This window comes from Oceanobacter sp. 4_MG-2023 (assembly GCF_030689165.1).
Lineage (GTDB): Bacteria > Pseudomonadota > Gammaproteobacteria > Pseudomonadales > Oceanobacteraceae > Oceanobacter.
On record NZ_JAUYVV010000013.1, the window covers coordinates 1 to 19653 of the forward strand.

The 19653-nt window shown below is 53.7% G+C and carries 17 protein-coding genes and 1 CRISPR repeat array; all 17 genes read right to left on the reverse strand.

What is annotated here, in order from left to right; translation table 11 throughout:
• The first annotated feature begins 48 nt into the window (after window positions 1–48).
• Window positions 49–1785: a CRISPR direct-repeat array (repeat unit 29 nt; unit sequence CGGTTGATCCCCGGCTACGCGGGGAACGC).
• 93 nt (window positions 1786–1878) lie between these two features.
• Window positions 1879–2184: a type I-E CRISPR-associated endoribonuclease Cas2e gene (cas2e, locus tag Q8W24_RS10535; protein WP_303431502.1), complete on the reverse strand. Its 306-nt coding sequence runs from the start codon at window positions 2182–2184 to the stop codon at window positions 1879–1881.
• A gap of 2 nt (window positions 2185–2186) precedes the next feature.
• The gene (gene cas1e, locus Q8W24_RS10540) at window positions 2187–3107 is read right to left on the reverse strand and encodes a type I-E CRISPR-associated endonuclease Cas1e (RefSeq protein WP_305475242.1); all 921 of its coding nucleotides are present in this window, start codon (window positions 3105–3107) and stop codon (window positions 2187–2189) included.
• Window positions 3108–3269: 162 nt separating this feature from the next.
• Window positions 3270–4004, reverse strand: a complete 735-nt coding sequence (cas6e, locus tag Q8W24_RS10545) for a type I-E CRISPR-associated protein Cas6/Cse3/CasE (RefSeq protein WP_305475243.1) — start codon at window positions 4002–4004, stop codon at window positions 3270–3272.
• Window positions 4004–4783, reverse strand: a complete 780-nt coding sequence (gene cas5e, locus Q8W24_RS10550; RefSeq protein WP_305413366.1) for a type I-E CRISPR-associated protein Cas5/CasD — start codon at window positions 4781–4783, stop codon at window positions 4004–4006. Before cas5e ends, cas6e begins: the two co-directional genes overlap by 1 nt.
• 5 nt (window positions 4784–4788) lie before the next feature.
• Window positions 4789–5853: a type I-E CRISPR-associated protein Cas7/Cse4/CasC gene (cas7e, locus tag Q8W24_RS10555; protein WP_303431497.1), complete on the reverse strand. Its 1065-nt coding sequence runs from the start codon at window positions 5851–5853 to the stop codon at window positions 4789–4791.
• A gap of 23 nt (window positions 5854–5876) precedes the next feature.
• On the reverse strand, window positions 5877–6638 hold the full coding sequence (gene casB / locus Q8W24_RS10560; RefSeq protein WP_305475245.1) for a type I-E CRISPR-associated protein Cse2/CasB: 762 nt from the start codon (window positions 6636–6638) through the stop codon (window positions 5877–5879).
• Window positions 6635–8278: a type I-E CRISPR-associated protein Cse1/CasA gene (casA, locus tag Q8W24_RS10565; RefSeq protein WP_305475247.1), complete on the reverse strand. Its 1644-nt coding sequence runs from the start codon at window positions 8276–8278 to the stop codon at window positions 6635–6637. Before casA ends, casB begins: the two co-directional genes overlap by 4 nt.
• Before the next feature lie 70 nt (window positions 8279–8348).
• Window positions 8349–8849 carry a GNAT family N-acetyltransferase gene (locus Q8W24_RS10570; RefSeq protein WP_305413431.1) on the reverse strand — a complete coding sequence of 167 codons (501 nt, stop codon included), beginning with the start codon at window positions 8847–8849 and terminating at the stop codon, window positions 8349–8351.
• 205 nt (window positions 8850–9054) lie between these two features.
• Entirely contained in the window at window positions 9055–9318 is a 264-nt protein-coding gene (locus tag Q8W24_RS10575; RefSeq protein ID WP_305413370.1) for a DUF1778 domain-containing protein, read from the reverse strand.
• 66 nt (window positions 9319–9384) lie between these two features.
• Window positions 9385–12132 (reverse strand): CRISPR-associated helicase Cas3', encoded by a 2748-nt coding sequence (cas3, locus tag Q8W24_RS10580; RefSeq protein WP_305475248.1) that lies wholly within the window; start codon window positions 12130–12132, stop codon window positions 9385–9387.
• Window positions 12133–12204: 72 nt separating this feature from the next.
• Window positions 12205–12588, reverse strand: coding sequence for a VanZ family protein (locus Q8W24_RS10585; protein ID WP_305475249.1), 384 nt, complete (start codon window positions 12586–12588; stop codon window positions 12205–12207).
• 109 nt (window positions 12589–12697) lie between these two features.
• Window positions 12698–15595 (reverse strand): insulinase family protein, encoded by a 2898-nt coding sequence (locus Q8W24_RS10590; protein ID WP_305475251.1) that lies wholly within the window; start codon window positions 15593–15595, stop codon window positions 12698–12700.
• Window positions 15596–15744: 149 nt separating this feature from the next.
• On the reverse strand, window positions 15745–16089 hold the full coding sequence (locus Q8W24_RS10595; RefSeq protein ID WP_303431488.1) for a PilZ domain-containing protein: 345 nt from the start codon (window positions 16087–16089) through the stop codon (window positions 15745–15747).
• Window positions 16089–17108, reverse strand: coding sequence for a DNA polymerase III subunit delta' (gene holB / locus Q8W24_RS10600; protein WP_303431486.1), 1020 nt, complete (start codon window positions 17106–17108; stop codon window positions 16089–16091). The genes Q8W24_RS10595 and holB overlap by 1 nt, the downstream gene beginning before the upstream one ends.
• Window positions 17105–17767 (reverse strand): dTMP kinase, encoded by a 663-nt coding sequence (tmk, locus tag Q8W24_RS10605; RefSeq protein WP_303431485.1) that lies wholly within the window; start codon window positions 17765–17767, stop codon window positions 17105–17107. The genes holB and tmk overlap by 4 nt, the downstream gene beginning before the upstream one ends.
• A complete protein-coding gene (mltG, locus tag Q8W24_RS10610) occupies window positions 17764–18819 on the reverse strand; it encodes an endolytic transglycosylase MltG (protein WP_305475252.1) in 1056 nt (351 codons plus the stop codon). The genes tmk and mltG overlap by 4 nt, the downstream gene beginning before the upstream one ends.
• Complete coding sequence (gene pabC, locus Q8W24_RS10615) at window positions 18816–19649, reverse strand: aminodeoxychorismate lyase (protein WP_305475253.1); 834 nt, start codon at window positions 19647–19649, stop codon at window positions 18816–18818. Before pabC ends, mltG begins: the two co-directional genes overlap by 4 nt.
• Window positions 19650–19653: the final 4 nt, after the last annotated feature.

Sequence of the window (19653 nt, forward strand, 5' to 3'; positions counted from 1 at the left end):
GCTACGCGGGGAACGCTACCGGTTGGAAGGGTACCAACCACAACAGAGCGGTTGATCCCCGGCTACGCGGGGAACGCTACCGGTTGGAAGGGTACCAACCACAACAGAGCGGTTGATCCCCGGCTACGCGGGGAACGCCTGGCCAGACGCGCCCGCACGGCCGTCGATCACGGTTGATCCCCGGCTACGCGGGGAACGCCTTCCGAAAATGTCACATGGTTAAAACCAATGCGGTTGATCCCCGGCTACGCGGGGAACGCGCCGGAATCGACCACAAACCAGAATCAATATGCGGTTGATCCCCGGCTACGCGGGGAACGCTCGCCCGTGTCAATCAATGGGTTACTCGACCCCGGTTGATCCCCGGCTACGCGGGGAACGCAATATATTGATATTTCAAACCGAACAGATGAACGGTTGATCCCCGGCTACGCGGGGAACGCTGGACGATTGGGCGTCTCAACAGGTTGACGCCCGGTTGATCCCCGGCTACGCGGGGAACGCTAGCTCGCTGGCTGCCAAAATGCGAGGAATGGCGGTTGATCCCCGGCTACGCGGGGAACGCGTCCGCCGCCCGGCGCAAGTCGGTGGCATTGCCGGTTGATCCCCGGCTACGCGGGGAACGCAAGGTTGCGCTGGTGGTTTGCCACGCGCTCGGCGGTTGATCCCCGGCTACGCGGGGAACGCCCGGAACCGGCAAAAGCGCGTCACTGCGCAACCGGTTGATCCCCGGCTACGCGGGGAACGCAAAAATACAATCCTAACAAGCGGAGTCAGACGCGGTTGATCCCCGGCTACGCGGGGAACGCATCCTCTGAGCGTGGCGTGCACCACTCGATAAAGGTTGATCCCCGGCTACGCGGGGAACGCATCTGCCTGTTTGAAGGCGCCATGGTGGGCCGCGGTTGATCCCCGGCTACGCGGGGAACGCCGTGCGGGGAGTGAGTGATGAAAAAGGAAGAACGGTTGATCCCCGGCTACGCGGGGAACGCTCTTTGTTATCCTGAGCAAGGAAAGGTACTGCCGGTTGATCCCCGGCTACGCGGGGAACGCGAGTCGGCCCGGTTGATTTCTTCCTGCAGCTCCGGTTGATCCCCGGCTACGCGGGGAACGCGCGCCCAGTACCTGGCCAGAAATCGATTTTTCCGGTTGATCCCCGGCTACGCGGGGAACGCAATCCCCGACAAATGCAGAGTCAGTACCAGAGCGGTTGATCCCCGGCTACGCGGGGAACGCTCACCCTCAATGCTGGTAGTGTACTCTGACAGCGGTTGATCCCCGGCTACGCGGGGAACGCGAGAAAAACCCACTGTTTGAAGACAAGGTCAGCGGTTGATCCCCGGCTACGCGGGGAACGCAATCATGAGCACTGAAATCACTCTGAATGGCACGGTTGATCCCCGGCTACGCGGGGAACGCACATATCGACTGCTCGGCCAGTTCGGCCATTGCGGTTGATCCCCGGCTACGCGGGGAACGCACAAATTCAAAACGAGTGGTTAAATTCACAGGCGGTTGATCCCCGGCTACGCGGGGAACGCAACCGCGAGTGACAGCGCACCGGGAATGGTTCCGGTTGATCCCCGGCTACGCGGGGAACGCGCTAACCTCTATCACTCTACGACTACAGGTTACGGTTGATCCCCGGCTACGCGGGGAACGCTCGGATTCGGCCTGCTCGTATTCTGTCAAAGGCGGTTGATCCCCGGCTACGCGGGGAACGCAAACGTTATTATTAGGGGCCGGGTGTATTGGTCGGTTGATCCCCGGCTACGCGGGGAACGCTCTAAATGTACATGGTTGATTTTAAAAAGGAAATTTATACCTTCAAAATCCACCAAAAAATTTATGTTATTAAAGAACGTTTCGGAACTTCATTCATGCATCTTTTGAATCGGGTTCATCGGGTAGAAAGCGCACCAGTCGAAGCCCATCAAAATCAATGGGCATACGACGATTATGGCCGTAAGTAATAAAGTCAAAGCCTGACTCTGTATTGGTTGCCCAGGCCATCACGACGTTGCCGTCTTCGGCGAGTACATCGACTTGTTGCCAGATCATTTCACGTATTCGCCGTGATACATCACCAACGTAAACGCCTGCCCGGATTTCCAACAGCCATACAGCCAGTCGTCCGCGCAGTCGTGGCGGTACGGCTTCTGTAACAACCATTACCATGCTCATGGCTATTTACTCCTGTGCCCTTCATCCCCCACTCCGGGTGGTTCCGGTATCGCGGGTGGCTGGGCGTCTTCTGGTGGTTTGGGCGGTTCTATTTCTCCTGCAGCCAGTACGTCTTCGATCAATGGAATCAGTCGACTTAGTAAACGGCTGGAGCGAAATATTTCACGACAGGCAATACGCACTTCCCGGTCTGGCTGACGTGGCTTTTTAGCGGCTATTTTGAAAGCTATGGGTACGACAGTTTCAAATTTGACCAGATCGGCAATGTCGTACACAAACGACAACGGTTTACCTGAGTGTAAAAATCCGATGGCCGGTGCATATCCCGCAGCCAATACGGCCGCTTCGGTGACGCCATACAGACAAGCAGTGGCTGAACTCAGACATTGATTAATGGCATCTCCTTTGTCCCAGTCTTTTACGTCGTAGTCCCGGCCGTGCCAGTCCACGCTATATTGTTTGGCGAGTTGCTGATAGATTTTACGAACCCGACTGCCCTCAATGCCACGTAACTGGTCGATACTACGCCGCTGTGGCGCTTCTTCACCAAAGCGGATTTCGAACATTTTACGAACAACTTTCAACCGCAGATCGGCATCGAGTGCCAGTTGTGCCTGGTACAGCAATTTGTCAGATCGTGCTCCACCAGGTTGTCCTGCAGAATAGAGCCGGACACCCGCTTCACCAACCCAGATCAGCAAAGTGCCTGTGGTAGCGGCCAGCTTAACCGCCGCGTGGCTAATACGGGTGCCAGGTTCCAGCATCAAACAGGCGATAGACCCCACCGGAATGTGCATGCGTTCGCCGTGCACTTCATCGATAACAACAAAAGCGCCATCACGGACGTCAATGCGCCCCATACCAATAAAGATCATGGAGTTGCGGTCTTTGATGGGGATGGGCTTAAGGGGAATAAAACTCATAAGTGCATCCTTGCAAGTGGGTAATAAGTTAAGCCGATGTCGTCGAACAGTCCGCCAAATCAGATTCTGAGCAAGTTTGGGTCATGGGGTAAACCTCTTGCGGCCAGTATCCGCTCAACAGAGCCTGGCCGATACAGGCCAGGCTTATCTGGATGTTCATGACTAACACCGACGAATTAACCACAATCCACAGCCAAAGCCTTTGGCCTTGCCAACGCCTTTGGCCAGGGTCTGCAAAAAACGCTCGGGATCAACAACCGTCAACAACCCTTGATAATCCACCGTGGAGTAGCGAATCGTGTGTTTTCCTTTTGGCTGATAATGTTGGTGTTGATAATAACTGTCGTGATCAAGCTCGGGTTCACTTTCCAACTGTATGCCCCACTCCGCCAGACGTTTGTTGTCGGAAATCCAGCCAAGGGCAGCTTGATGGGCTGCCAGTGCTTTTTTTTGCTGTGCTGCGTGGGAGTTCAGGCCAGAGACGTCGGCGTTTTTCTTGGCATTCATAAGGACATCGTGACGCCGTGATTTACCTTGCGCGTCACGAATACTGACCACAGGGTTCACCCGCAGCTTGAAGGCCAGCCGATCACCCATGCTCAATTGTGGCTGATACGGTTTGGTCTGACAGGTAAGGGCAGAATGTGTCACTACTGGCTGTTGTTCAGACAGTACATAAAAAAGCGGCAGACCATTGCTATCGATTTCTTCGCGAAACAGAAACGGGCGTTGGGTCTGTTCTTTTGCTTTACCTTTAAGGTTGCTCCAGCTGTCTTCATAGCCGGGAAACAGCTGCCATAGCAATGCATGACTGGCGTATGCGCCATTTTTTTGCAGCTCCACAAGCTCTTGGGATGCAGTCAAGGCGTTGCTGATTGTGACTCGGGAAAAATACATCAGCGATCCTCCATCAGGGTAAGCTGGTGTTGACGGCGTTGGCCAAACTGCCAGCGGCTACGACTGATGGGGTTATCCCAGGGATGATACGTCAAGGTGTCATCGTGACGTTCTCCATCGAGATCCACCAGCTCACCTTGCCAGTAGTAAGTCGCCTGTTTACCCATACCCAACCAATAGCGGTCCGTCGCAACACTGGTATGTACATCGCTGCCCACACCATCCCTTCCCACGATGGCAGGGAATTCAGTGTCCAAAGCGTGTTTCAGTTGATCGGTCGATACCAGCATGGGGGTCAAAGGCAATGCCAGCGGGCAAGATTTACGTCCCAGATACAGTGGAAAAACCGGGCGTTGCAGCTTTGCTTGCAAGTATTCCAAAGTCAGTTCTGCTGAGTGTTGGGAAAGAGAAATGGCCACCACCCAAACACCATCCTGACGATAATGACGACTCGACAATACGGTATTCAGTTTTTCCTTGGGGCCAGCCAGTTCACTTTTACGGCTGTAATGAGTGAATTTTTTATCCGTCGAAGGTGCTTGTACGGTGTGATAATCACGCAGCAAAGTGCCCGCACCCAGCTGTTTTACTGCCACGACAATCGTGTCGAACAGCCGCTGTTGACCGGCTTCATCATCACGTTTCACCCCCAAAGCGGCACCCAGCAAACCAATGATAGCGGCTCTTCCAGGGGCCATTGCGGTTGGCCGGTCACCGCCAACGGCGGCTTGTCCCCAACTGGCCATTGGTCCATAGAGTCGAAAAACCAGATATTCCATATTGGCTATTCCCCGCTGCCGATCTCATCATTCAAACCAACAAATGCTAACAATTCCTTGAAGCTTCCCTGGCCGGTGACGGCATCGAGTGCGTAGCGAGTATCTGCACAAGGTTCATAGACCTGGTCGAAAATCTCGACTTGTTTGTTTAGCGCGTCGATGGTGTCCAGCGCCATACCCTGCTCTCGCCCGTCTACGGGCTTGAGGAAGGCAACAGACAAGGAGCGAGGCTGCTGCTCGCCTTGCTCTGCCAATACGTAACTGGCATAAGCGCGGCTGCCGAAGCTGTTTTGATAGCCAGTTGGCGAGACTTTGACAGCGGCTTCTGTCAGTGCCTTGAGTGTTTTGTCAGCAAGATCTTTATTGCCGTTAAGGTTCTCCACCAGCTGGTCAACGTTGATACAAAGGTAGCTGTAGAACAAGGCAGCAGCAAAACCCCGCTCGCCAATATGCGCGGCACCAAGATCATCTTGTCCGTCGTTCAGATCATCCACTGCGGTGAAATAGTCGTCTTCAATGGTGACAGAATGGACGCTGATAGCATGAGCAACCTGACAGGCAGCGTCGACATTTTCAGCAGGTTTGGATGCCAGCATACGACCGAACAAGGCGATATCGGCATCCATTCGGTCCTTACGCAACAGTTCCAATTCTTCTTTTACCGGGGCCCTTTGTTCTTCAGCTAACTGTTTGGCCAACGCCATGGCGCCCTCCCACTCCGCCTGGCTGACATGCACCAGTTGTTCAATCTCCAGCTGTTCTTTTTTTGCCTTGCCAAACACATTGGCAATGTCTGCTGCCCATTCTTTGGCTTTTTTCTCAGCCACGCCATTAGCCACCAGTTCAGCATAAACGTTGGGGCCGATGTTTTTGGTACGCGTGCCGATATGGCCGGACAAAGCATCCTCAAACAAGTCGGATGTGCGCCAGTGTCGTTTCAGACTCTGGGAGCTGATGCGCAGGCGCTCACTGCCGCCCATACGGGCAGTTTTGGGTCGGCCCATATCATCACGATTGAGATTGGATGGCGGATAAGATGTGAGGATATGAAGCTGTAAAAACTGGCTCATGATGAATTCCTTTTACGGTGAGTTTATTTAGAGTGGCTGCTGGCAGCGCGGTAATATTCAGTCGCCCATTTCAGAGCAATGCGTTTTTCGACGTCCCGGGGCACACGGTCGTGATATTCCGCAAACCAGCAGAGGATGTCGTCGGCCAGTCGGGCCAGTGGTGCCTTGCGATCCAGTTGTTTTACCAGACGGCGCAACAGCAGTAACAACTCTTCTTCACTCTCTGCGGTCTGAAGCCGCTGAAATCTCAGCTCACTCAACTGGGAGCGATCACTGTTTTTTGCAGGTGATCCGGCCATAGCGGCCAGCGAGCGATAATCGATGTTTTCTTCGCTTCTGGATTTTCCCTTGGCAGGGGCTTTGGTTTTTGCCCTTGGGGTAACATCGGTCCGTACATCCGCCAATACACCCGCCACACAGGCCCAGGCCAGCATGGCGAAGTGGTTATTCAGGTAGTTGCGTTTGGTTGGAGATGGAGTGTGTTGTACCCGCTCACTCAGTACCGACTTGACCGCTGACTTGCCATCGTCTGGCAAGCAGGAAGCGTCGCCATTATCATTTTGTTCTGGAGGGTTGATCGCGAACCAGAGCCGACGAAACCCATCGGTCATCAGGAGCGCAGGCAGATTTTCAGATCGGCATAACCTGGCTCGCTGGCCAGAAGGTGCTGGCATAATATTCTGCTCTTGTAGTTCACTCGGAGCCGCATTCATCGATTGGTGCCAGCGTCGAAGCTGCTTGGCTTGCTCTTCCGTTAAATACTGGCAATAGGGTGCGATTGTCACTGGTTCACCTCCTGTGGTTTGGTTACGTCAACCTGATAATCCGTTTTGAACTGTTGAATCGGTTTTTTACTGTAATTCAGCCAGGCTTTCAGTTCGTTTCTGGCCTGTATCTTGTCTTTCATTTTGCGTGGTTCTGGCTCACTGGAGAGTACCGTTTCGTCAAAGATATCCAGCGCGCTGCGCTGCATGGACCATAACCAACGCCGGGCACTCTCTGGCGACAATTGCAGATAATCCGGGTGCGCCTTGGCGATTTTGCCAAGCTCACTGATGGCAGTAAAAAAGTGCACTTCCGTTCGCTGCCAAAAGGTGAGATCAATAAAGCCGAAGTCGCCTTTGGCATCTTCAGAGCGTTCAAACCAGGCCTTTTTGATCTGGGAGCGTACTTGTTTGAGTATGTCCGTCGCCAAGCCTTGCAGCCGTTTAACCTCGCTAAAAAAGGCTTTTTCCAACGCCGGTGGCAAAGCAACAAACGGCATTTCAATGCTATAGAAACCACGGGGTTTCATATTGTCCATATCGTAGGCAAACGCCCATAATCGCAGTTGGTCTTGCAACTCATCAGCCAGCTGGTAGGCCATTTCATGCATATGCTCGACCACTAATGCAGGGGTCTGGTTAGCACCAGAACTGCTATCTGCGGCCAGCCGCAAGACATCCCAGTGCTTATAGCTGATGCCACCCGGTTGACCCTTGATCGACAAACGTTCATTTTCAGGTTTTTTAGGATCACCGCGATACGGTGTGAATGGGTGGACATACCAGTCACCTTCATAGTTAGCACCGTAATTTTGTGACCGGTATTGGCTGACCAGCGGTTTCGATACCATTCCAGAAAGATCGCACTGCCCCTCCCTTTCTTCGGGGCTCAAGCGAATACGACGAGGCATAGCCCAATAGCGCTGCAGCGGATGTACATCTATTGGTAGTACGGCACTACCCTTCTTCTCGCTGGTACGGGTGGCGGCCAACCAGGGAAATACTGAACCATCGGTAAAATCCGGTTCCGGCCATTCATTTTTGATCGCTTGTTGGAGCCAACTCAAACACATAACATTCAGCCACAGCGATGACCACAACGTGGCATCAGTCTGATTCGACAACACCAGTGTCGATAGCGGTCCACCACCACGCAAACCGGTACGATGCCCCTGACCTCCAGAAGGCGCGTTGATTTGTAGCGTAAACAAGGCCAAGGCCGCCATCGGTAACGACATCTGCTGCGCAATCTGCCGTTTAACAAAAAAGTCGGTGTTAAGCTTGATGCCGTTTTCGCCCGGAGCTTCGATCAACAGCGACGCAACAGATGATGATTTGGCGCTCTCTAATGAGTCAAAATCCTGCATAAACAAAGGGCCATCGCCAGCCAAGTTAAAGGCATGGGCTATTTGTTCGAACGCCTGCTGCAGATCGTCTTCTGACGGTGGGGTTTGCAAACGCTCAAGCCACTCATCTTCATTTTCCGGCGCAAACGCGGTTTGTAATACGCCGATTATCAGCTGGTAGGCAGCACCTTGAAAATCGGTGCGAGGAAATGCAAGATTTTGGATATCCGGCCTGACAATCTCTGCCATGCGGATATTTGTTTGCTGGCCGTTGATCAGAATAACCGGTAGCCACGGGTCATTGAGCAGATTCATCACACCTCCTGTGTTATCTATCGAAACCTTCGTTTTATGCTTGCTCAGAGTAAAAAATCTATCGGGGTAGTCACGAGACAATATGTTCCCGTATGGTTTTAACAGAAATCAGTAACGACATGTCATCCGCAGGCGACGGCTGGAATCCATACTGCTGATAAAAAACTTTTGCAGCATCTGAGATTGCTTGTACCAATACTCCCCGAATACCTACCTGATCGGACACCTGTAAAACTCTTGTCAGTGCGTCTTTTAATAAAGCAGCGCCCAATCGCTTCCCCTGCCAACGCGTGTCAATCGCCAACCGTCCCAATACAATCACCGGAATAGGTTCTGGCATATTACGAGCAAAATTACTATTCGTCAGCGCACGTTCGACACTGCCTGTTGCCAGCGCATAGTAACCAACCACCCTCTGGTCAGAGCAGATCACAAAAGTACGACTGGCCCCACCGGCCTGATTTTTGAGCGCACGTTTTATCAACCATTCATTCAAGGTCTCGTTGCCGCAATCGAACCCCAGTAACTCATGAGTATGATTCAATGCCATAGGCTGTAGCAGCGCTCCCATCAATACAAACTCCTATCTTTGCCTGGCATCCAGAATATCAACAATTTCCAAAAAAAAACAACAGCTATCGTCTTCCTTTTTAAAAATACGACTATCAGTTAGACTCAAACTGTTCTCCAACAATTTGGAGATATACCAACGATGGCTGTAGTTTACTGCTGTAGTTCGCTGTTGTTCCCCGCTTTGCGGGGTTTTACAGATTCCCTCAATCCCAGGGAAATTCTTCCGACAAAAGATTTTTCAGCTTTGTATTCATAGGTACTGGCCGATCAAGCGCTTCTTCAAATGTCTGGAACGCGCTATCGTCCAGCTGAAAGAGTCGCCGGTCGAGCAGTATATTCTCAGCCTCTCGACAGGCAACCTCCAAGATAAAAGATGTTCTATCCTTGTGTACCAAAGCTGCTGCCTTGGTCAATAGTGCCTGTTGACTTGGCTCAACTCTCATATTGATTGGCGCTGTTCTAGCCATAACAATACCTGTCTTTTTGTGTATTCATTTGATACACACTATACCAATCAAAATAACTGAAAGACATTAGCTTTTATTTATTACGCCAGCAATAACACCTGATTCCATACAATACCGCATCACCTCATCTTCTTCCGCCAACCAGAGGTACTGGTATCTGGCATTACGATAACGCTGCAGAAAATCCAGCACGTCTGGGGAGCCACTTTTGCCATCCGAAGGGCCCAGCAAGGCTGTCAGCTGTTTACGTTTGTTCGATGCGAGCTTGACGGTGCTGAGCTCTATCGCGAATTGTGCATCAGTCACCCAGGGGATTAACTGGTCATCAACCCGACGTACCAAAACCAGCGAATCCTGATCAACTTCCTGGTAACGGGTGCTGAGATCAGATTGATCCTCTGGCCAGTCGCCATCAACCCCCCAGCTATAACCCTGTTCAATGGATATACGACGAATCTGGCCAGCACTGGCCTTGCGACGCTGCGCCGTTCGATATTCCAATTCAATCGTTTCAAAAGCTTCTGGCAACGCTGGAGCCAACTCACCATAAACCGATTCGATCAACCGTCTGGCATCGTCCGGCATACGGTATCCGCCCTCCTCTCGCAGCACTTTCATTGCCATCCAGAGCGAAGCCGGACTTTGATACACTGCTTGTGTCGCTCGAAAATCCTGTTGCAGCCAATCAAGGCCTGGCTGCTCTTGCCATTCTGGCGAATAAACCAGTAGTTTGGGAGGTTCGCCCAACCGATACTGCCGAAAATGACGATGCAGTCTCCCTGCCCGCTGAATCAGATCATCGATTGGGCACAAGTCGGTTATCAACAAATCCGCATCAGCATCCAGGCTTTCCTGGAATACCTGGGTACAGACAATGATTTTGCCAGCGCGGTGGACCGGTTGGCTCGCTTTTCCAATCCAATGTAATACCTGCCGTTCGATACGTTGACGATCATGCAGCGTAAAGCGACTGTGAAACAACAGGGTTTCACAAGAGCAGACAGAGTCTGATGGAGAATCAGCCAATCGCTGGTTAATGGTGTCATAGGCTTGCTGGGCATCCCCAACGGAGTTACGAACCCACACAACACAACGCCCCGCTTTAGCCGCAGCCAACAATTGCTGGATCACAAGCTCAACATCATGCAAAAAATCAACGTCGACTCGCCGGGAAACTGCAGCTCTACCGCCCACAGATGCCTCATCCGGAATACTCCCTTTTGCAACACGAGTCGCCAAAGGAAAGGCATCCAGTCTTCTCGACTGTGTCAACCAAGGGCCCCTTAAAGGCTTACCCCATGACGACACCGGTACCTCATTCCAGATTCGGCACAACCGCTCACGAGCATCAAAGCTCAAGGTAGCGGTGAGCAATATAGCACTCCCCCCTTGATGGAGGTGGAGCTTCAAGAGGGTTTCCAGCAATTGCAGCTGATAGGCATCAGCGCTGTGAACTTCATCGAACACCAATACTTTGTGATGCAGCCCCAGCACCCGCAAACTCTGATGCTTCCGTGGCAACACCCCGAGTAAAGCCTGATCGATCGTGCCAACCCCTACCGGGGCCAACAGGGCTTTTTTGCGAGAGTCTGCCAGCCAGTGATTACAATACAAGCTGGCGGTTTCATCATCATGATCATAAGCACTGTCATCGGCTCCCTGAACCCCGACAGCCTCCCGGAAGCGCTCATCCATTGCGCGGGCAGAGTGTGCCAATACTAACGAGGGCTTACGGTCAGAACTCGTGTCAAACATTTTCAAATAATGATCTGCCAGACGATGAAACATGGCATTAGCCGTCGCCATGGTCGGCAAGCCAAAATAAAAACCCTTGGCGTGTTTTGCCGCCATCAATCGATGCACCAGCGTCAATGCAGCTTCAGTTTTACCCGACCCGGTAATGTCCTCCAGAATAAACAGTTGCGGCTGCTCGGATAACTCGACGTGTTCCGCCCAACGCTGTAACGGCGTTGGCTCAAAACCAAACAGGGCTTGAAACCCTGGAAAATCACTGGCCCGAATACCGGCAATCAGATCCGTTGCATTCAACGCTCTACGAGCATTTTGTTGCGCTATTGGCCAATACTCATCAACCAGCATCACATCAGTGCAGTAATGGAAATATTGCTGATCCGAACCAACCCAGTCTGAGATAACTGCCCAACCGGCCAGAACCCAGCTGGCCAGAGTGAATCGATCTTGCCACTCTTTATTTACCAGTTGTTCAATGGGTATATCAACATCGAGCAAATTGAACACATCTGCCACAAAAGCTGACGCATCGGCAATATTTTCCTCGCAATAAAAAGCTTGCATCCCACCGGTACGAGCATTGATCGGCTTGCCATGGTGGCCAAGCATGACATCCAATAATTTACTGAACTGCACGGCACTTTTACGAGCATGAACCGATCGATAATTCCAACTTGGAATATCAACCTGGCCGTGGCGAAACAATTGTTCCACCAGGTAGCTACCCAAACGATCATGGCGGTGTGTACTGGCATCATAGACTCTGGCTGGGGATTTAAGCCCGGAAGGGAAAGCCGAAAACACAGGCAATTGCTGAAAAGCCGCCGAAAACTTGCCAAGATCATGTAATGCCAACAGAAAGGTAAGCAGACGTTTTAATGACTCTGGAGGAAGCGTCAGTAAATCCGCCAAATCGTCCAGTAATCCATCCTTCTGAGACAACAACGTATACCCCGTTGCCGCCACGTCAAGCGAGTGATAAGCCAATAAATGGTAGCGGGGCGTACTGCCTTCCCCAGCACTGGCTTTGCCCAGATAGCGATAATAGTTATGCTCGACCATACGAATTCCTCCCTGAATACACCATATCGTTGCCAGATAATGTCCTGCCGCAGCAGATACGCAAGAACGACGTTATTCACCACGAATAACAGTAGCTCCTCCCCGCCCCAGCAGCCGCTCAATCCATTTCCTCAAAGGCCAATACACGACAATCGCTGCCAGCACGCCCAGGCTGTTGGCCAGCATGTCGTCCCAGCCCATGACTCGACTGGGAAGCTGTCCCTGAATCAGTTCCATCGCGCCTCCCAGTGCCAGACAGAACAGCATAAACAATCCCTGATTGCGCAATAACTGAAAGCTGGCCAGCCCCAGTCCGGCCAATGCCATATACGCAAGGAAGTGAGCAGTTTTGTCGGATCCGGCGATGGCACTGCCGGTTTGTTTGAGCGAAGCCCAAACCACCACAACCAGTACGGCGACAAGCAAAATACGGGCGAGATAAAGCAAGATGGTCATCAGGTTGCTCTAAAAGTGGGTAAAAAAAAGCAACCAGCAGGTGGCAAACACCTACTGGTTGTGTAGTTCAAGCGTTGGTAGTGAAAAGTCTGACTTAAAAACCGATGGTCTAAAAGTCTTGTGCGGTCAGGCCCAGTGCCGCGGCAATATCCTGTGTGCCTCGTGGCGCAATCACTGCCTTGCTGCCCTCCTGCCCTTGCAGGTAGGTAGCGGCGACCCGCTGAACGTCGCTCCAGCGAATAGACAGAAGACGCTCGCGGTATTGTTGACGCAGAGCCCGGGTGCGACCACCCCGATCCATATGGAATGCCTGTTTGGCTTCTCCGGCCGGAGAGCCGGGGCGATCCATACCGCCAATCAGTCCCAGCACTGCTTGCTCAACCAGGTCATCGCCGTTGGTACGTTCCAGCACCCAGTCGATAGAAGCCGCGAAATCATCAAACGTTCCTTCTACCCGAGGATCGCGATAGGAGTAGAACTTGAAGCAGCTGCTACTGTTGTCTTGTGTGGCACCGGCACCATAGGCACCACCTTTTTCCCTGATGGCGGTGTGCAGGTAGGCGTTGCGCATGACACCTGCCAATACCGACAGGGCGGCGGCGTCCTCGTTCACCATAGAGACGGTGGGCAACGCCCAGGCGCAGAAATTGACCTGGGAATCGACCATCCAGTAATTAGCGCTCGCAACGGGTGTCCAGGGCAAGTCGATGGGTGTACTGGCCGATGCCTGGGGCCACTGTTGCTGCAGTGCATCGAGGTGGATTTCCCGATATGGTGCGTCGTGAATCAGCAAGGCTTCATCCGGGCTGCTGGTAATACAGGCGTACAGGCTGTTCAGCGCTGCCGACAGCGAGGCGCCACCGTCTTGTTGTGCCTGTTTCAGTCGTTGTTTCAATTCAACCAGCTGGGGCATACCAGTCATGATATTGGTGATATTGGCGACCGGGTTCAAGGTCGACGCCGCGACTGACATCGCCAGGCTGTGGCCACTGCCGGTCACACCTTGCTCGCGACGGGCTTTCATTTGCGTCATCAGATCCAGTAACCGGGCATTGTCGTCGAAAGTCGGAGTCTGCCAGGTCTCTTTCATCAGCGCGCTGAAGTCCTCTGCTTTACTGCCCAAGGCCTTACCGCTCATTACCAGGTGACCGTGCAGGTGCTGATTGCTGTCGACATCACCACGGATAGAGGCGTAGCTCGACAGGCTCCCCACCAGTGCGGTCTGCTTGATTTGTTGGGTGAGGTAATCGTTACCGCCAGCGCCCACTTCACTCCAGGCATTGGTAAACATAGGTAACCAGCTGAGCTGTTCTGCATTGAATGCTGGCAGGCCGACAATCAGCTGCTGGTAAAGAATACCGTTGGTGCCGGTAACATATTCAGTGGTTGTCAGTGTGTCGGTGTAATGATTATCGGGGGCAACGTAGTGGATATCCGGTTTGACGTCCTCGAGAGTCACCTGGGGCAGCAAGCCGGGATCGTCTTCTGCCGCCTGGCGTTGTTGCAGCGCCTCCGCCTGGTCGCGAATGGCTTGCAGCTGTTGTTCCGTCAGGTTGGCGCGAATGGTATCCAGTCGCTGTTGTTCCAGTCGTTTGGCTTCCGCATTCAGCCCGGCATCCGGCAACAGGCTGTAACGTACCCGATGGCGGTTGTTGAGCAGCAACCGGGTCACGGTTGCCTGCACCCAGCCTGGCTGGCTGGCGTTGGCGCGCAAGCGAGCCAGCGCCGGATCCAGATTGAGCATTGCCACCGGGTCACCATGATGGATCGCAGCGGGCAAGGCGTTAAACACCAGTTGCAGACCGTATGGGTAATGATCGCCACCGATTTCCCGCTGATGCAATTCCAGCTGGTGCAAGGCGGATTCAACAATGTCAGCGTCCACGCCATCGGTGGCGATCTGTTGCAGGGTGTCGAGAATCAGGGTTTCAATGGCTTGGCCGTGTTCCGGCTCACTGCCTTCGACGCCACACATAAAGCTCATTTCGTGGTTGGATTCTTCCAGCCCGCACAGCGGCGATGGTGAGCCACCCAGTTCGGTTTGTTCCAGCGCCCGGCGTAATGGCGAAGCGCTGTTATCGAGCAGAATCTGGCTGAGCAGGTTGGCTTCCAGCTGGGCGTCGAGATCAACCGAAGAGCCCAGCAGCCAACCGGTGACATGGTGGGTTTTACCGCTGAGGTCGTCGCTGTCGACGCCGTAGTATTCCTGTACGGCAACTGGCGCGGCATAACGTTGTTCTGCGGGTACGCTCCAGCGCTGGGTCTGCCGCTCAAAGCGGGACAAGACTTCGCTTTCAAGCCGTGCTTGCAGTGCGTCAACGTCGAGATTGCCAAACGTCATAAACACCGCGTTGCTGGGGTGGTAATGGCTTTTGTAAAAGCTCATCAACTGCTCGTAGCTGAGCTGGGTAATTTCAGCCGGATCACCGCCGCTGTTGAAGTGGTAGGTGGTGGTTGGAAACAGGTAGGCACTGATACCTTGCCACAGTTGTGACACCGGTGAAGACATGGCCCCTTTCATTTCATTGAACACCACGCCCTTGAAGACCAGCCTGGAGTTCGGGTCTTGCGGGTCTTCCAGTTCCAGACGATGGCCTTCCTGGGCAAAATCGAGCGGATGCAGTCGCGAGAAAAACACCGCGTCAAGATACACATCAAGCAGGTTATTGAAGTCTTTGTCGTTCTGGGAAGCAAACGGATAGGCGGTCCAGTCGCTGCTGGTCATGGCGTTCATAAAGGTGTTGAGCGAGCGCCGGGTCATCATAAAGAAAGGATCACGCACCGGGAATTTTTCTGAGCCGCACAGCACCGTATGCTCAAGAATATGGGCGACCCCGGTGGAGTCTTTCGGCATGGTACGGACTGCGACCATAAAGGCCTTTTCGTCGTGATCAGACTCAAGGTGGTAGTGGACCGCCCCGGTGCCGGTGTGTTCATAGTGGTGAACCACCAGGTTGAGCGACTCAACCGGTGTGGCACTCAGGTGACGAAAAGCAGAATCAGACATATACAAACCTTGTAGTGTTCAGACGACGTTCGTACTCCGTATACATCACTTTCCGGTCGCGTGCGATCGGAAGAGTGCTTGACGTGACAGAACGGGTGTCGCGCCACAGACAGGGCCGGTCAGGCCGGGCGTGTCCAGGCACATGGGTATCACATGGTGTGGGTAAGGCGTTCAGATTTCATCGCCCCGACGAGATGGGTTTCGATCCGGTCCCGTGCCATGGTGTTATCGCCAGAGAACTGGACGCCAATACCGGCCGTTTTATTTCCCTGTGCTCCCTGCGGTGTAATCCAGACAACCTTGCCTGCCACCGGCAGTTTTTCCGGGTCATCCATCAGCTTTAATAACAAAAAGACTTCATCACCCAACTTGTAGCTGCGGTTAGTTGGAATAAACAAGCCGCCTTCTTTGAGAAACGGCATATACGCACCGTACAGAACAGCCTTATCTTTGATGGTCAGCGTCAGAATACCGCTACGCCCCATATTGGCCATCAGTCTCTCCCTGGGTTGGTTACGAGTGTTTGCCACTCGATCATCAATGATTCCAGCAACAGCTGGCGATTAAAATAGCTGGCACCGGACTGTATTTGCCCTAATGTGCTGTTGATCCGGTCATGCAAGGCTATCAGTTTTGCGGGCTGCAGAGTAGATGCGTCAAAGCAGCCCAAGATGGCAGGCTCCAGCAACTGGCTGTGGTCGGCCCCCATATGTGCCCGCATCAAATCAGCACTCAGCTGCCCCAACCAGGACAGAATCCCGGTCAGCTCGTCTTTTTTCCAGATGGCAACCATGGCATCGAGTGGCAAGCTGCCGTTGGACCATTGCTGCAGTTGTTGCAACCAGTGGTTATGTTGTTCATGGCGTTGTTGTTGTACCCATGCCAGAGCCGCGATCGGTGCCATCTGGTTCATGCGTAGCGCCTGTTCAGCCACCAAGGGGTCACAGCCGTTGGCCTGCATCCAGTCAAGGGACTGCTGCGGCGATGGTGTCGCCAGTGTCAAACGCTGGCAGCGGCTGCGAATGGTCGGCATGACCGAGCCAAGACGCTCGGTTTCGAGTAACAGGAAGCTTTCACCCGGTGGTTCTTCCAGGGTTTTAAGCAAGGCGTTGGCGGCGTTGCCATTCAAGACTTCCACCGGATGCAGGCTGACCACCTGACACGGGCTGATTTGCGGTGTTTGCATCAGAAATTCGTTGAGTTTGCGCACGCCGTCGATACGAATTTGCCGACTGTCGTCTTCTGGCTGGCATTCCATAAAATCCGGATGATTGCCTGCTTGCCACAAACGACAGCTGTGACATTCACCACAAGCAACATTGGCATGCTGTTCAATCCGACGGGTACAGAGTAGCCAGCGCGCCGTTTCCAGCGCCAGGGCGTGTTTGCCAATTCCTTCAACACCGGTAAGCATCAGTGCATGGGGCAACCCCTGCTGCTGATGCCGTTTGATCAGGCTATCCCAAAGGTCGGACTGCCAAGGATAAACATGCGACCAGTGAGAATCGCTCATAGCCCACTCAACAAGCTGAGCCGAATCGCCAACTCGGATTGAATATCATCCAGTGACTGAGTGGCATCCAGAGTAACAAAACGGGTCTGGGTCGCTGCCAGGGCTTGAAATCCGTCTCTTACCCGTTCAAAAAAAGCCATTTGTTCTGTTTCAAAGCGATCGATGTCTTCACCGCTGATGGCTGTACGACCACGTGCCCGTGCCATTCCAACGTCAACAGGGGCATCAAGCAGCAAGGTACAGTCTGGTTCCAGTGTGCCCTGAGCCAGGTTTTTGAGCGTTTCGATACTACCCAGGTCCAGACCTCGACCAAACCCCTGATAGGCAATGGTGGAATCCGTAAAACGGTCACACAACACCCAGGTGCCCTGTGACAACGCCGGTAAAATAACCGCTTCGAGATGTTGTACCCGGGCGGCAAACACCAGCAGCAGTTCGGCCATTGGCACCATGGACTCGGCATGATGGGCTTTAAGTAACTTGTTGCGAATCAGCTCGGCAATCGGTGTCCCCCCAGGCTCTCTGGTCACCATTACCTCCAGCCCGCGCTCCATCAGCCAGTCGGCACACCACTGGACGTTGGTCGTCTTACCAACACCCTCCCCTCCTTCAAAGGTAATGAATTTGCCGCGTGGCGGCGGGGTGTTGGCTGAAGTCATGGTTGTGTTCCTGCGTCAGGCGATGCGGGTGAAGAAGGTGCCGCCGGTTCCGGCGTTGAACGGTAATCCGCCTTGCGGTTACGTATCTGGTATTGGTACACAGCCTTGTTGTGCTGCGCAAACGTCGCGGAGAACACGTGTGAGCCGTCCCCGCGCGCCACAAAGAACAAGGCATCACCCTCATCCGGGTGCAGTGCGGCATCCAGTGCCTGCCGACCGGCCAGCGCGATCGGGCTGGGCGGCAAGCCATGGTTGCGATAGGTGTTGTAGACGTTACTGCGATCCAGCAGATGGCGTTTGCGCAGATTGCCGGAGAAGTCCGTTCCAAGGCCGTAGATCACCGTGGGGTCGGTTTCCAGTCGCATGCCTTTACGCAAGCGCCGCACAAAGACACCGGCTATTTGAGGACGCTCGGAGGCCACGGCGGTTTCTTTTTCAACAATCGAGGCCATCACCAGTGCCTGATAGGGCGTACTGTACGGCAGATCCTTATCTCGCTGGCTCCATGCCTCCTGTAACTGGTTTTGCATACGCTGGTAGGCTTGGGTAATGACCGAAGAGGCTAATGCGCCACTGGGATAAACATAGGTGTCCGGATACAACCAGCCTTCGGGGTTGCCATCAATACCAAGATATTGCCCAACCTGTTCTGGCGTCAGTGGCTGGATATCCTGCTTGAGCTTGTTGGCGCTGGCGATATTGGCCAATGCATCCACCAGACGGGTGCCTTCAATCAGCCGTACCCGATAGGTGACCGCTTCGGCGGTTTCAAGCCAGGCGAGCAACTCCGGGCCAGTCAGCTGTGGCGGAACATCGTACTCCCCGGCGCGCAAGTGTTGTTTATTTAATACTCGGGCCTGGATACGTAACAGCAAGGCCGAAGGCAGCCACCCATCGGCTTCCCATTGTCGGGCTTTGCCAGTCAGGGTATCCCCCGCCTTGATCTCGATACGGACAAGGTCATCATTGCTGGCAGGTAACGTCCAGACCGCCAGGCTCAAAGCCAGCAGCAGTACTGGCAAGGTAGCGATCAACGCCAATATTTTTTTCAAAAAAGACTCTCCAGTCTGGTCTGCAACGCCCGCATGACATCCAATGTTTCAGAGGTTGGGGCATAGCTTGTCGTGTCCATTCGGGCCACCGGCACAATTCCCATCAGGCTGTTGCTCATAAACAGCGCATCGGCCTGTTTGATGTCATCCAGCGACAAGCCAGTGACGGTGACATCCAGCTGCTGCAGCAACCACTGCCGCACCACGCCATTGACACCGGATGTCGCCAGTGACGGCGTCAACCATTGCCCACCACGACGGATTATCAGATTGGAATAACATCCTTCTATCACCTGTTCCTGATCGTCCAGCATCAGGCTTTCATCCCAGCCTGGCTGGAATTCTGCCCGGGCCAACACCTGCTCAAGCCGATTCAGGTGTTTTAATCCGGCCAGCCGGGGCTGCCGCCCAAGCCGTACCGGGTTCACTCCAATGGTCAACCCAGGGCACTCAGCCGATAACCCGCTCCAGCGCCACTGGGGGGCATCGAACAGGTGCAGCTGCAGATTGATCGCTGTCGGTTCGGGGATGGCATAACCTCGCGGCCCAGTGCCACGACTCAGCAGCAGTTTGACCGCCGAGTAACGATCCAGTCGTTGAGACTCGGGCAGCGTCTCCAGTGCTTGCAAGACGTCGTCCATGGTGGCTGACGGGAAGCGCAGCGCCGTTATCCCGGCCTGTAGCCGGGCCTGATGCAATGGCCATAAAGGAATACGGCCAGCGGACAGGCGCATGGTTTCGAACAAACCGTCGCCATAGTGCAGGCCTCGGTCAGTGGCAGGCCAATCGTCCTGCCACTGACCCGCCAATCGACAAAGTACCCTGGTCACTGGT

What these genes read in the sequence shown, in the direction of transcription:
- cas2e (WP_303431502.1), bottom strand. Translation starts at nt 2,184, where the DNA reads ATGAGCATGGTAATGGTTGTTACAGAAGCCGTACCGCCACGACTGCGC.
- cas1e (WP_305475242.1), bottom strand. Translation starts at nt 3,107, where the DNA reads ATGAGTTTTATTCCCCTTAAGCCCATCCCCATCAAAGACCGCAACTCC.
- cas6e (WP_305475243.1), bottom strand. Translation starts at nt 4,004, where the DNA reads ATGTATTTTTCCCGAGTCACAATCAGCAACGCCTTGACTGCATCCCAA.
- cas5e (WP_305413366.1), bottom strand. Translation starts at nt 4,783, where the DNA reads ATGGAATATCTGGTTTTTCGACTCTATGGACCAATGGCCAGTTGGGGA.
- cas7e (WP_303431497.1), bottom strand. Translation starts at nt 5,853, where the DNA reads ATGAGCCAGTTTTTACAGCTTCATATCCTCACATCTTATCCGCCATCC.
- casA (WP_305475247.1), bottom strand. Translation starts at nt 8,278, where the DNA reads ATGAATCTGCTCAATGACCCGTGGCTACCGGTTATTCTGATCAACGGC.
- Q8W24_RS10570 (WP_305413431.1), bottom strand. Translation starts at nt 8,849, where the DNA reads ATGGGAGCGCTGCTACAGCCTATGGCATTGAATCATACTCATGAGTTA.
- Q8W24_RS10575 (WP_305413370.1), bottom strand. Translation starts at nt 9,318, where the DNA reads ATGGCTAGAACAGCGCCAATCAATATGAGAGTTGAGCCAAGTCAACAG.
- cas3 (WP_305475248.1), bottom strand. Translation starts at nt 12,132, where the DNA reads ATGGTCGAGCATAACTATTATCGCTATCTGGGCAAAGCCAGTGCTGGG.
- Q8W24_RS10585 (WP_305475249.1), bottom strand. Translation starts at nt 12,588, where the DNA reads ATGACCATCTTGCTTTATCTCGCCCGTATTTTGCTTGTCGCCGTACTG.
- Q8W24_RS10590 (WP_305475251.1), bottom strand. Translation starts at nt 15,595, where the DNA reads ATGTCTGATTCTGCTTTTCGTCACCTGAGTGCCACACCGGTTGAGTCG.
- Q8W24_RS10595 (WP_303431488.1), bottom strand. Translation starts at nt 16,089, where the DNA reads ATGGCCAATATGGGGCGTAGCGGTATTCTGACGCTGACCATCAAAGAT.
- holB (WP_303431486.1), bottom strand. Translation starts at nt 17,108, where the DNA reads ATGAGCGATTCTCACTGGTCGCATGTTTATCCTTGGCAGTCCGACCTT.
- tmk (WP_303431485.1), bottom strand. Translation starts at nt 17,767, where the DNA reads ATGACTTCAGCCAACACCCCGCCGCCACGCGGCAAATTCATTACCTTT.